The following is a 13,082-nucleotide window of genomic DNA, read 5'->3' on the forward strand; positions in this document are numbered from 1 at the left end:
TTCAATCAAACGAACCAAACCGTTTGGGATTGCTGAAATTCATCCAAATAAAGAAGGCTTTGCCGACGATATTTTTTTCCGGCACAAAGCCCCAATAGCGGGAATCCTGCGAATTATCACGGTTGTCACCCATCATGAAATAGTGGCCTTCCGGCACCTTGCAGCGCACACCTTCGACCGAGTACAGGCAGGCGTCTCGACCCGAAAAATTTTCGACGCCTGCGACAAAGGCAGGGCGCTCGTCGTCGTTGAGCAGTCGGTGTTTTTTGTCACCCAGCGACTCTTCAAACTGCTTGAAGTAGCGCATCGCATCCTCGTCAAAAAATTCTGTAGTGCCGGCAGTGGGAACCACTTGGCCGTTGATGGTCAGGCGCTTGTTGATGTATTCCACGGTGTCGCCCGGCAGGCCGACCACGCGCTTGATGTAGTCCAAGCTGGGCTTGGGCGGATACCTGAACACCATGACGTCACCGCGTTTGGGCGGCGTGCCGTCGGTGATCTTGGTGTTCAGCACCGGCAGGCGCAGGCCATAAGTGAATTTGTTAACCAGGATCAAATCGCCAACCAGCAGAGTTGGAATCATCGACCCCGAAGGAATCTTGAACGGTTCGACTAGAAACGAGCGCAGGAAGAACACGGCAATAATGACCGGGAACAAGCCGGCGGTCCAATCCAGCCACCAGGGCTGCATCAGTATCCGGTTTTTGGCTTCGGCAATGTCACCATCAATCTGCTTGATGCCCATTTTGCCCAGATCTTCGCGTCGCTTGGCGTCGGACGCTTCCAACACGGCGGCGGCGTTCAGTCGCTGTGGCAAGAAGTAGAAGCGTTCAGCCAGCCAGTAAGCCCCAGTGACTACAGTGGCGACGAACAGCAGCAAGGCGAAGTTGCCTTCTACATAGCCAAAATACCAAGATGCGGCATACGCCACAAATGCCGCCAGAACGGCCGAAGTCAGCGCCTGCATCAGTCTTCCACCTGCAAAATAGCCAGGAATGCCTCTTGTGGCACTTCCACAGATCCAACTTGCTTCATACGTTTCTTGCCTGCTTTTTGTTTCTCAAGGAGCTTCTTTTTACGTGAAATATCGCCGCCATAGCACTTGGCGAGCACGTTTTTGCGAAGGGCTTTGATTGTCTCACGGGCGATGATGTTAGCCCCGATGGCGGCCTGGATCGCGACGTCATACATCTGACGCGAAATGATTTCGCGCATTTTGGCCACCACGGCCCGGCCGCGGTACTGGCTTTGCGCACGGTGCAACATGATGGACAGCGCGTCGACCTTTTCACCGTTCAGCAGGATATCGACCTTGACGACATCGGCTGCGCGGTATTCCTTGAACTCATAGTCCATCGAGGCGTAACCCCGGCTGACACTCTTAAGCTTGTCAAAGAAGTCCAGCACGATCTCGGCCAGCGGCAGTTCATAGGTCAGCACGACCTGGCGGCCCTTGTAGGCCATGTTCATCTGCACGCCACGCTTCTGGTTGGCCAGCGTCATGACCACGCCCACATATTCCTGTGGCATGTAGAGGTGCATGGTGACGATGGGTTCACGGATCTCGGCCATTTTGCCCACGTCGGGCATCTTGGACGGGTTCTCCACCATGATGACCTCGCCATCGTTCTTCATGACCTGGTAGACCACGCTGGGTGCGGTCGTGATCAGGTCTTGGTCAAATTCGCGCTCCAGGCGCTCCTGGACGATCTCCATGTGCAGCAAGCCCAGGAAGCCGCAGCGAAAGCCAAAGCCCAGCGCTTGCGACACTTCGGGTTCGTAGTGCAGCGATGCATCGTTGAGCTTGAGCTTTTCCAAGGCGTCGCGCAACGAATCGTATTCGCTGGCTTCGGTCGGGTACAGGCCAGCAAACACCTGCGGCTGAATTTCCTTGAAACCGGAAAGCGCCTCCGTAGCGGTCAGTGCCGCGCCACCACTACCGGCTTTGATCAGTGTCACGGTGTCGCCGACCTTAGCGGCCTGCAACTCCTTGATACCGGCAATGATGTAGCCCACCTCTCCCGCTTCCAACGACTGGCGCGGCTGGTTGGCGGGTGTGAAGACGCCGAGGCTGTCGGCGTTGTACATCGCGCCGGACGCCATCATCTTGATACGTTCACCCTTGGCCAGTCGGCCATCGACCACACGCACCAGCATCACGACGCCAACATAAGGGTCGAACCAGCTGTCGATAATCATGGCGCGCAACGGGCCGTCGGGGTTGCCCTTGGGCGCCGGCACCTTGGCGACGATCATTTCCAAAATCTCGTCGATACCCAGACCGGTTTTGGCGGAGCAGACAATTGCGTCGGTCGCGTCAATACCGATCACATCTTCAATTTCGCTGCGCGCGTTGTCCGGGTCGGCGTTGGGCAGATCAATCTTGTTCAACACCGGAAGCACTTCCACATTGAGATCCAGTGCGGTGTAGCAGTTGGCGACTGTCTGCGCTTCAACACCCTGGCTGGCATCCACCACCAACAGCGCGCCTTCGCATGCGGACAGCGAACGGCTCACTTCATACGAAAAGTCCACATGGCCTGGCGTGTCGATCAGGTTGAGGTTGTAGACCTGCCCATCTTTGGCTTTGTATTGCAGTGCGGCCGTCTGCGCCTTGATGGTTATCCCACGCTCTTTTTCGATATCCATCGAGTCAAGAACCTGCGCTTCCATGTCACGTGCTTCAAGCCCACCGCAGCGCTGAATCAATCGATCCGCGAGTGTGGATTTGCCGTGATCAATGTGCGCAATGATCGAAAAATTTCTGATGTGATTCATCAACGAAAACGCTTAAGTGGTTGAATTAATTTGATTCGGGCAAGAAAAAAGGGCGCGTCGGATATTGACGCGCCCTGAACCAACAATCATTGGCAACTGCGAAGGTTGGAGCTTCATTGTAGGCAAAAAGCCCTGAAAGCAAAGCCCCAAAAACACCACTCGGGTGCCGTTGCGACTCAACAACAGTTATTTTATTCACAGCTTATCAACAATTCGATGGAGGAAGTTCTGTACAACTTGTGGGTGATCTGTGGATCAGCTGTGGGGGACTCGATGTCATCCCATATGATGGATTTTTAAGAATCCATATACCCAGAAAGCGCTTTGCGGAGCCTGTATTCTAACCAATATTCTGAGGAATCGAAAAAGTTAGTATCCGCAAACATGTTGGACCTTACTTTTGCCCAACAGAAAAAATCTACAGTTCAACGTGAAAACAACCCCAAAACCTAGCAGGCTTAGGGGTTGTTCTACGGCTCCGGCTGTTAGCGGGCGGGCTTGATGATGACAAACTGCGCCAGCTCGCCACGGCGAATCAGCACCGGCAAGGGCTTGGTCTTGTCATGCTTGGCAAGCGCTGCCTCAAATTCCTTGACGGATGCAACATCAGTGTTGGCGAGCGCCAGGATGACGTCGCCTTCGCGCAAACCGGCGCGGGCAGCAGCATCTGCGGCACTTTCAATTTTTACCCCACCTTTGATCTTGAGTTCCTTCTTCTGCGCGTCTGTCAGTTCACTGACTGCAAGTCCGACGGCCTGTCCTGCAGCGGAAGCCTTGGGCTTCTCTTCGCGGGAAGATGCCTTGACGGCAGGCTTGTCCGCTTCCACTTCGGCAATGGTGATACCTAAATCTTTGGACGCGCCGCGACGGAACACGGTAATCGTGCTTTTGGTGCCGGGCTTGGTTCCCCCCACCAAACGGGGCAGGTCGGTGGACTTTTCGATGGCCTTGCCTTCAAAGCGGGTGATGATGTCGCCCGCCTCAATGCCAGCCTTCTCCGCAGGCGAACCGGGCTCCACGCCGCGTACCATGGCGCCAACGGACTTTCCCAAGCCCAAGGATTCGGCAACGTCTTTGCTGACCTGCTCTATCTGAACGCCAATACGGCCCCGAGAGACGCGGCCCGAACTGCGTAACTGATCACTGACCCGCACCGCTTCGTCCATGGGAATGGAAAAGGAGATACCCATGTATCCGCCGGAGCGCGAGTAAATCTGGCTATTGATGCCCACCACCTCACCGCGCATATTGATCAACGGCCCACCAGAATTGCCAGGGTTGATGGCCACGTCAGTTTGGATCAACGGCAGCAAATCGCCAGTATCACGCTGCTTGGCACTCACGATGCCGGCAGTGACGGTATTCTCCAGGCCGAACGGCGACCCTATCGCCAAGACCCATTCACCGACCCGCAGCCGGCTGACGTCACCCACTTTGACAGCGGGCAATCCGGTTGCTTCGATCTTCACAACCGCGACGTCGCTTTTCTTATCGGCGCCAACGATCTTGGCTTTGAATTCGCGCTTGTCGGTCAGAGTCACCAGCACTTCATCGGCACCATCCACCACATGGGCATTGGTCATGATGTAACCGTCCGCTGTCAGGATAAAGCCGGAACCGACACCACGGGGTTGCTCCTCTTCCTGCTGGGGCCGGTTTTGCCGAGGAGCAGCCCTGGGGTTTCCAGGCGCCGGGATACCAAAGCGCCGGAAGAATTCCAGCATGTCTTCTTCACCCGGACCACCTTGCTGGGAACGGGCAGCAACTTTTTCCATCGTGCGAATGTTGACGACCGAAGGCCCGACTTGGTCCACCAAATCGGTGAAGTCCGGCAAAGCGCGCGTCTGCGCCATGGCAGGCTGTAACGGTGCAGTTGCCACGAAAGCACCAGCGGAAAGGGTCAACGCGACCAAAAAAGTGTGCAACGTCTTGTGCATAGAAATCTTCATCGGATATTCTTCCATTCAAAAAAACAGTACTGTCATAGAGTGCGCAACGCAGGGCGCGTTCCCCAGGCGACGCTATTTTTTTCGTTCGAGGGATTGCGCGAATGCGCTCAGGGTGCTCAGCGGTACTTCACCGACTACGGTCGCCCACCAGGTGTCGATGCGCCGCGTCACGGTATGGGTGGCGCCGCCCATATCGGTAGCGCCCTCGCGTGCGTGGCGGCGGCCGTCGAAGGCCTCGACAAAGAGCGAGACAGTGGCCACGCCATCAGAGAATACCCACTGCATGGTGTTCTGCGCATTGCCTTGCGCTCCAGGCGGCTGCACCACCGCAGGACGCTGATAGCAACCCATGGGCTTAAACCCTTCCACCAGTTTTTGTAGCGCCCAGCCCTGGGCGTCAGCGGTAGTTTTCTGCAAATCAGGGCGCACGACCCGATAGCCATCCGTGTTGCCAGAGCGGGAAAGCTTGGCTACGTTAATCGCAGCGCCCAACTGCAGTTCCGAAAACGCCGACTGCTCCAGTATCTTGCCGTTCAAGTCCAGCGTCTGCAGCTGGATGATGAGGCCTGTTTTTTTCTCATTCCACACCCTGTAGCCATAGCGCAACTGGTCCTTGGGTACCAGCTGAAAGATTTCCGTATCAAAGCCAGCAATGCGCTCACTGCCCAAAGCTTTCAGTTGATACAACTCGCCAAGGGACGAGTCACTGGATTTGAGCAGATTGGGGAACAGACCCAAGGATTCGCGCACCTCGGCCACCGCAATGCGGGTTTGGGGAAAAAAGGTGACTACCTGGTCGTTGTGCCGAAAGATGGCTCTGGGCGTGCCACTCAGGGACTCCACTCGCTCCATTTGCTGCGCGCCATCGCACACATGCCAGATGCGCGCGCTCGCCATGCCCGCGCTGGAAGAAACGACGAAGGTGCCCGTATAGACACTCTGCCGCGCGGCCTGGTGTACCCGCATCAGCCACGCATTCAGCGCGGCATCGGCGCTGGCCGACTGCGCCAACGCTTGGCCTTGAAACCACAGTCCGCACAGAACCAGCACCAGGCCGGTCCAGCCAACCCTGGCTCGCCTCATCGAATGGGCCCTTCATAGGTAGCATTACGCAAAAAGCCTGCAGGCACCTGCAATGCAGAATGACCCCCCAGCTGGCGGTGCGCGGCCATCAATTCGTCCAGGCGGGGATCGCGCAGCATGGCGCCGCCAGCGCTGTCGGCGGCCACCAGCGTGCTATCTGCAGCACGGGAACTAGCAATAGTTTGGGCCGCGATCTGTGCTTCGCCGCGCAGGCCCGTTTGTGTCCAGAGATTCATGCCGACAACACCGATCAGTGCAAACCCGGCCACACCCGCCAGCATCTTCCACCGGAACACAGAGGCATTCGCACTCGACAGGTTCTTAGCGAATACGGGAGCTTGGCCTACTTCGGCAACTCTCGGACGAACTGGTTCCTGGGCCAGCCTCTGCTCCAAGCGTTGCAAAAAGGCGTGATCGTCCCCGGACGGTGCCAGCTCGGAACTGCGCAGCACGTCACCAATCACATGGTAGGCATGCCAGGTCTGCATCGCTTCGCCATCAGCCAACAACGCGTCTAAAGCTCGCGCAGACTCGCCATCCGGCCCATGGCCATCGACCAGATCACAGACACGCTCCTTGGCTATCAAATTCATCTTTTCCATGTGCAACCCTCTGCCACCGTTACCACCGTTTACCTGTTTGTTTGTCCAATAGCGGACGAATCCGCGCGGAAATCGCTTCGCGGGCGCGGAAGATTCGCGAACGCACCGTACCCACAGGGCAATTCATGGCGGCGGCGATTTCTTCGTAGCTCAAGCCTTCGATCTCTCTCAGCACGACAGCCTGTCGCAAATCGTCCGGCAAGTCGTCCATGGCGGCATTGACCATGGCAGCAATTTCCTTGGCAGCCAGAATGGATTCCGGTCCGTCATCGGCTATTGGTTCATTTTTCTTCCAGGAAGTTTCATCGTCGTCGTCATTTGCCAGAAAACTCTCCGACACGGTGGGATCGTGCTTGAGTTCCAGCAAGAACTTCTTGGCCGTATTGACAGCGATACGGTACAGCCAGGTATAGAACTGTGCATCACCCCGGAACTGGTGCAAGGCCCGGTAGGCTCGGATGAAGGTCTCCTGGCAGATATCCTCCACCAGGTCCACATCGCGCACCATGCGGCCGATCAGGCGCTGGATGCGGCGTTGGTACTTCAGCACCAGAAGGCCGTAGGCACGCTGATCCCCTGCTACTGTTCGCTGGACCAATACGGCATCACTGTCTTGCGGGGTAGCTGGCAGTTCTTCGCTCATGCGGGCTCTCCGCCCGCGCCAGGGCCAGCTGTTGTGGGTGTGTTGCCAGATTCAGCTTGGCTAGACACCAACGCACGTCGCAGCGGTCGCCAGTTTCCGTCGGCGGGGGCCGTTTCCAGCCACAAGAAAACAGCCGAATGCGCCTGTGCGGCTATGCGCACCAATACGACACTCTGAAAATCCATCAACAAGGCAACCCTGCACGCGGGGTTGGCAGGAAAGCCGGACCAGTACCAGTGCTGCCCATCCCAGCGCAAGCTACCTTGGGGGGACCGTCTCCACCCCCGCAACGCCACGACGGTTGCAACACAGATGGCCAACGCCATGACCCCGCTGCGTGCGTCCAGCGGAGCCTGCTCGCGCGCGAAAACCAACAGGGTTACGCCAGCCAGCAAGCCCAAACAGACGATGAGCCGTAGCTGCCAGCGCGAGCGTTTGACGGAAAAATTGACCGCGGGGGCCCGGTGCATGGAGTCTGACTTGGGCCCGAATGCCTAAACGCGTTTGAACACCAGCGAACCGTTGGTTCCGCCGAAGCCAAAGTTGTTTTTGACCGCAACATCAATGCGCAAGTCGCGGGCGATGTTGGCGCAATAGTCCAGGTCGCACTCGGGGTCTTGGTTGAAGATGTTGATCGTCGGGGGGCTCTTTTGGTGGTGCACAGCCAGAATCGTGAACACCGACTCCAATCCGCCCGCACCGCCCAGCAAATGGCCGGTCATGGACTTGGTGGAGTTGACGACGATCTTCTTGGCATGGTCGCCCAGCGCCGCCTTGATCGCATTGGATTCGTTCAGGTCGCCCAACGGCGTCGAGGTGCCATGGGCATTTAAATAGTCGACTTGGTCCGCGTTGACGCCAGCATTACGCAGAGCGCCCAGCATTGCGCGCCGGGGGCCATCCATATTGGGTGCGGTCATGTGGCCGGCGTCGGCACTCATGCCGAAACCTGCCAATTCTGCGTAGATCCTGGCACCGCGGGCTACTGCATGTTCATACTCTTCTAGCACGACTACGCCTGCACCCTCGCCAAGCACAAAACCGTCGCGGTCCTTGTCCCAGGGGCGTGAGGCGGTAGCAGGGTCGTCGTTGCGTGTACTCAAAGCCCGCATGGCCGCAAAGCCGCCAATGCCCAACGGCGATACAGTGGCTTCGGAACCACCTGCAACCATGACGTCGGCATCACCGTACTCGATCATGCGGCCGGCCTCACCGATGCAATGCAAACCGGTGGTGCATGCGGTCACGATGGCAATGTTGGGACCCTTGAATCCGTACTTCATGGACACGTGGCCGGCCGTCATGTTGATGATGGTGGCGGGCACAAAAAACGGAGAGATCCGGCGTGCGCCACGATTCGTGAGTTCGGTGTGCATGGTCTCGATCAGAGGCAAGCCTCCGATACCGGAGCCGATCACGCAACCGATACGCGTGGCTTCCTCCTCGCCCAGCGCGTCGCCCGTGGGCAGCCCCGCATCGACAACGGCCTGCATGGCTGCAGCAATGCCGTAATGGATGAAGGTGTCCATGGTTCGCGCTTCCTTCGCGCTGATGTAGGGTTCGAGGTCGAAATTGCGAACCTCGCCGGCAATCTTGCAGGAGAAGGTGGACGCATCAAAACGACTGATCAAATCGATGCCGGACTTGCCAGCAAGCACATTGGTCCATGCCTCGTTCACCGTATTACCTACGGGACTGACACAACCCAAACCAGTGACAACAACGCGACGACGGGACATAGCAATCAGTTTTCAGCTTTGGTCAAAAAAAGGCCGATCAAGTCGGCCATGTTCCGGATCGGCAGCACCGCAGCGACTGCTGCGGATATGTGCCCCGAACCGCGCAGCACCGAGGTGCCGCGAAAGCCTGATCAGGCTTTCTTGTGCGTAGTTGCGTAGTCGACAGCGTTTTGCACGGTCGTGATCTTCTCTGCGTCTTCATCGGGAATTTCAATTCCGAACTCGTCTTCCAACGCCATCACCAATTCAACGGTGTCCAGGGAGTCTGCACCCAGATCGGCCACAAAGGCTTTTTCGTTGGTAACTTGGGACTCTTCCACACCGAGTTGTTCGGCAATAATTTTTTTGACGCGGACTTCGATATCACTCATGGCTTCCCTCTAAGGGTTGTAAAAGAATCCGTAATTTTACCCGGGCTTAGAGTCTCAACTCCAAACGGGTCGCCGAACGGACAAATCGGCTGAACTTCTACTTTTGGCAATTACATGTACATGCCGCCGTTGACGTGCAACTCCTGGCCCGTCACGTAGGCTGCTAACGGGGACGCCAAGTATGCAACAGCATGGGCCACATCGGAAGGTTTGCCCAAATGGCCCAGCGGAATCTGTGTCAGCAGCGCCTTTTGCTGCTCTTCCTGCAAGCTGGCAGTCATATCGGTCTCAATAAAGCCCGGTGCAACGCAATTGACCGTGATGTTGCGCGAACCCAGCTCGCGGGCCAGTGCGCGGGTCATGCCGGCCACGCCGGCCTTGGCGGCAGCATAATTGGCCTGGCCGGGGTTGCCCGACGCGCCCACCACCGAGGTGATGTTGACGATGCGGCCATAGCGCTGTTTCATCATGGTGCGCATCACCGCGCGGCTCATGCGGAACACGCCCTTCAAGTTGGCCTCCAGCACGGCATCCCACTCATCGTCCTTCATGCGCATGGCCAGGTTGTCGCGGGTGATGCCGGCATTGTTGACCAGCACTTGCAGGCCACCATACTCTTTGACCAGCGCATCCACCAAGGCCTCGCCTGCGGCTCCATTGGTCACGTCCAACGTCCGGCCTGTACATCCAGGGAAGGCGGCCAAGACATCGGCAATCTTGGCGGCACCGGCATCGGTCGTGGCCGTGCCGATGACCTTGACGCCTTTACGGGCCAATTCCAGCGCAATAGCAGCACCAATGCCTCTCGACGCGCCCGTCACCAGGGCCACCTGGCCTTCAAATTTCACTTCAGTCATACCAGGGCACCCTTTAACGCTTCTTTTACATCTTGTACTGTGGTGGGATCGAACATCGCCAGCCCTGTCAGTTCGGCATCGATACGCTTGGCCATACCGGCCAGCACCTTGCCGGGGCCACATTCCACGAGTGTAGTCACCCCGCGTGCCTTGATGGCCTGCACGCACTCTACCCAGCGCACTGGGCCAAAGGCCTGGCGGTACAAGGCGTCCCGGACCCGGTCCAGGTCGGTTTCCACGGCTACATCAATATTGTTGACCAGGGCGATCTGGGGCGCGGCGATGTCCAGCGTGGCCAGATGGGCCTTCAGCTTTTCGGCTGCCGGTTTCATCAGGCTGGAGTGGAACGGTGCGGATACTGGCAAGGGCAATGCCCGCTTGGCACCGTTGGCCTTGAGCACTTCGCATGCTTTCTCGACCGCAGCCTTGCTACCGGCAATGACGGTCTGGGCCGGGTCATTGAAATTGACGGCCTCCACGATCTCTGTAGAACCCGCCCCAAAGGACTGCGTCACTTCCAGGCAGCCAGCCTTTACCTTGGTGGCGTCCATGCCCAAAATAGCGGCCATGGCGCCCACTCCCACTGGAACGGCCTCTTGCATGGCCTGTGCACGCAGACGCACCAGCGGCGCGGCCTGCTGCAAGGTCAATGCCCCGGCAGCGACCAGCGCCGTGTACTCGCCCAGCGAATGGCCGGCAACCGCCGACGGAGCGACACCCACTTCCGCCATCCAGACCCGGTAGGCCGCCACACCGGCGACCAACATCACGGGTTGGGTGTTGGTTGTCAGCGCCAACGCATCCTTGGGGCCTTCTTGGATCAGCTTGGCAATATCTTCACCCAGCGCGTCGGACGCTTCCTGCAGCGTCTGCGCGACGATGGCGTTGTCACCCCAAGCATCCAGCATGCCCACCGACTGCGAGCCCTGTCCGGGAAATACAAATGCAAAATTCTTCATATTGAAAATAGTCAAATGTGCCTCTAGCCCTCGCGGAAAGCGCGTAAGCCGCTATAAAATCAGGAGCACTGCACCCCATGTGAAACCACCGCCCACTCCCTCCAGCAGCAGGGTCTGGCCGGGCTTGACCTGGCCGGAGCGCACGCCAGCGTCCAGCGCCAGCGGAATCGAGGCGGCCGACGTATTGCCGTGCTGATCTACCGTGACCACGACTTTGTCCATGGACAGCTTCAGCTTGCGCGCCGTGCTTTGCATGATGCGAATGTTCGCCTGGTGCGGCACCAGCCAATCGATATCGGCCTCGGTCAAGTTGGCCTTGGCCAGCGTGGCACGGGCCGCGCTTTCCAACACGCCAACAGCGAGCTTGAACACCGCCTGGCCATCCATCTTCAACAGCGGGTCCCCAAGGATGGCGCCGCCCGACACATGACCGGGCACACACAGAATGCCAACGTGCTTGCCATCGGCGTGCAAATCGCTGGACAAAATGCCAGGTGTTTCAGACGCTTCCAGCACAACGGCGCCCGCGCCATCACCAAACAGCACACAGGTGGTGCGGTCGTTGAAATCGAGAAGGCGGGAAAAAACTTCAGCCCCAACGACCAGCGCGCATTTGGCGGCGCCAGTCTTGACCATGGCGTCGGCGACGGTCAGTGCATAGACAAAACCGCTGCAAACGGCTTGCACATCAAATGCGGCGCAACCATTGGCACCTAACTTGTTTTGCAGGATGCAGGCGGTCGACGGGAACACCATGTCGGGCGTCGACGTGGCGACGATGATCAGGTCAACGTCCCGTGCACTGCGACCTGCAGCCTGCAGCGCCTGCTTGGCAGCCTCCAGGCCGAGATCGCTGCTGAACACGCCATCCGCCACGAAATGCCGGGCGCGAATGCCAGTACGCTCTACGATCCACTCGTCCGACGTTTCCACGCCCTTGGCCGCAAGCTCGGCCACCAAATCGGCATTTGCCAGCCTGCGCGGGGGCAAAAAGCTGCCCGTGCCAGTTATTCGCGAATATTTCATGTGTGGGTTGATGACACCCGGTCAGGTTTTAGGTGGCGCTTTCAACCGCCGCCAACAAAGGCGCTGCGTGCGCGATGCGGGCCTGAACTCGGTCAAGCAAGTTGTTTCGGGCTGCATCATACGCCCGGTTTAACGCGAACCCAAAACCCAGCGCGTCTGCGGAGCCATGGCTCTTGAATACCAAACCCCGAAGACCCAAAAGTGCTGCGCCGTTGTAGCGCCGGTGATCAACTCGCGCTTTGAGCGCATTTAATACTGAGTAAGCTGCAATTGCAGCCATTTTAGTGAATATATTGCGAGAAAACTCGGCTTTCAGGAAATTCCCGATCATGCCCGCCAAGCCCTCGCTGGCTTTCAACGCCACGTTGCCAACAAATCCGTCACACACGACCAAGTCGACTGTGCCCTTGAAAATGTCATTCCCCTCGACGTTACCGAAAAAGTTCAAATCGCCCGCTTTGGACGCAGAACGCAACAGTTCGCCGGCCTTTTTAATGGTTTCATTACCTTTAATGATCTCTTCGCCGATATTGAGTAAGCCCACGGTCGGCGATACTTTGTTGTTCAGTACGGAAACCAGAGCGGAGCCCATCACCGCGAATTGCAACAGATGCTCGGCCTCACAGTCCACATTGGCTCCCAGATCCAGTACGGTAGTGGCACCGCCAGTTGCATTCGGAAGCTGTGCAGCAATAGCGGGACGCTCAATGCCATCAAGGGTTTTGAGAATATAGCGGGAGATAGCCATTAAGGCGGCTGTGTTGCCGGCAGATACTGCTGCTTGTGCCTTGCCGTCCTTTACTTGCTGGATGGCAACCCGCATGGACGAGTCCTTTTTGCGGCGCAGCGCAATTTCCAGCGGATCATCCATCATCACAACCTCACTGGCAGCCACAATGGTGGCGCGGGGATGCGAAAATCCGGCCAACCGGTCCGCCAAACCGACTAATAGCAGCGCAGCATCCGGGTGCTGCTCCAGAAATTGCGTACAGGCGGGCAGTGTGACCTGAGGGCCGTGGTCGCCTCCCATGCAGTCAACAGCGATTGTGATCATGGGGTAAGCGCCCGAAAAGAG

General features: G+C 57.8%; 13 protein-coding genes. All 13 read right to left on the bottom strand.

Features of this window, described 5'->3' with window-relative positions; translation table 11 throughout:
* Position 1 precedes the first annotated feature (1 nt).
* On the bottom strand, positions 2-967 hold the full coding sequence (lepB, locus tag AC097P_RS11880; protein ID WP_479610626.1) for a signal peptidase I: 966 nt from the start codon (positions 965-967) through the stop codon (positions 2-4).
* Positions 967-2,778, bottom strand: coding sequence for a translation elongation factor 4 (gene lepA / locus AC097P_RS11885; protein WP_479610627.1), 1,812 nt, complete (start codon positions 2,776-2,778; stop codon positions 967-969). The genes lepB and lepA overlap by 1 nt, the downstream gene beginning before the upstream one ends.
* A gap of 485 nt (positions 2,779-3,263) precedes the next feature.
* Positions 3,264-4,727, bottom strand: coding sequence for a Do family serine endopeptidase (locus AC097P_RS11890; protein ID WP_479610628.1), 1,464 nt, complete (start codon positions 4,725-4,727; stop codon positions 3,264-3,266).
* A gap of 72 nt (positions 4,728-4,799) precedes the next feature.
* Entirely contained in the window at positions 4,800-5,810 is a 1,011-nt protein-coding gene (locus tag AC097P_RS11895) for a MucB/RseB C-terminal domain-containing protein (protein ID WP_479610629.1), read from the bottom strand.
* Positions 5,807-6,412, bottom strand: coding sequence for a sigma-E factor negative regulatory protein (locus tag AC097P_RS11900; protein ID WP_479610630.1), 606 nt, complete (start codon positions 6,410-6,412; stop codon positions 5,807-5,809). The genes AC097P_RS11895 and AC097P_RS11900 overlap by 4 nt, the downstream gene beginning before the upstream one ends.
* A 19-nt stretch (positions 6,413-6,431) precedes the next feature.
* Positions 6,432-7,055 (bottom strand): RNA polymerase sigma factor RpoE, encoded by a 624-nt coding sequence (gene rpoE / locus AC097P_RS11905; protein WP_479610631.1) that lies wholly within the window; start codon positions 7,053-7,055, stop codon positions 6,432-6,434.
* Positions 7,052-7,525: a hypothetical protein gene (locus AC097P_RS11910; RefSeq protein ID WP_479610632.1), complete on the bottom strand. Its 474-nt coding sequence runs from the start codon at positions 7,523-7,525 to the stop codon at positions 7,052-7,054. Before AC097P_RS11910 ends, rpoE begins: the two co-directional genes overlap by 4 nt.
* 24 nt (positions 7,526-7,549) lie before the next feature.
* Positions 7,550-8,794, bottom strand: a complete 1,245-nt coding sequence (fabF, locus tag AC097P_RS11915; protein WP_479610633.1) for a beta-ketoacyl-ACP synthase II — start codon at positions 8,792-8,794, stop codon at positions 7,550-7,552.
* A gap of 131 nt (positions 8,795-8,925) precedes the next feature.
* Complete coding sequence (gene acpP / locus AC097P_RS11920) at positions 8,926-9,165, bottom strand: acyl carrier protein (RefSeq protein WP_326530058.1); 240 nt, start codon at positions 9,163-9,165, stop codon at positions 8,926-8,928.
* Between the two features lie 110 nt (positions 9,166-9,275).
* Positions 9,276-10,022: a 3-oxoacyl-ACP reductase FabG gene (gene fabG / locus AC097P_RS11925; RefSeq protein ID WP_479610634.1), complete on the bottom strand. Its 747-nt coding sequence runs from the start codon at positions 10,020-10,022 to the stop codon at positions 9,276-9,278.
* Complete coding sequence (gene fabD / locus AC097P_RS11930; protein WP_479610635.1) at positions 10,019-10,981, bottom strand: ACP S-malonyltransferase; 963 nt, start codon at positions 10,979-10,981, stop codon at positions 10,019-10,021. The genes fabG and fabD overlap by 4 nt, the downstream gene beginning before the upstream one ends.
* 51 nt (positions 10,982-11,032) lie before the next feature.
* Entirely contained in the window at positions 11,033-12,007 is a 975-nt protein-coding gene (locus AC097P_RS11935) for a beta-ketoacyl-ACP synthase III (protein WP_479610636.1), read from the bottom strand.
* Between the two features lie 28 nt (positions 12,008-12,035).
* Entirely contained in the window at positions 12,036-13,061 is a 1,026-nt protein-coding gene (plsX, locus tag AC097P_RS11940; protein WP_479610637.1) for a phosphate acyltransferase PlsX, read from the bottom strand.
* Positions 13,062-13,082 lie beyond the last annotated feature (21 nt).

It is taken from the genome of Rhodoferax sp. ZS1R8, from assembly GCF_056521325.1.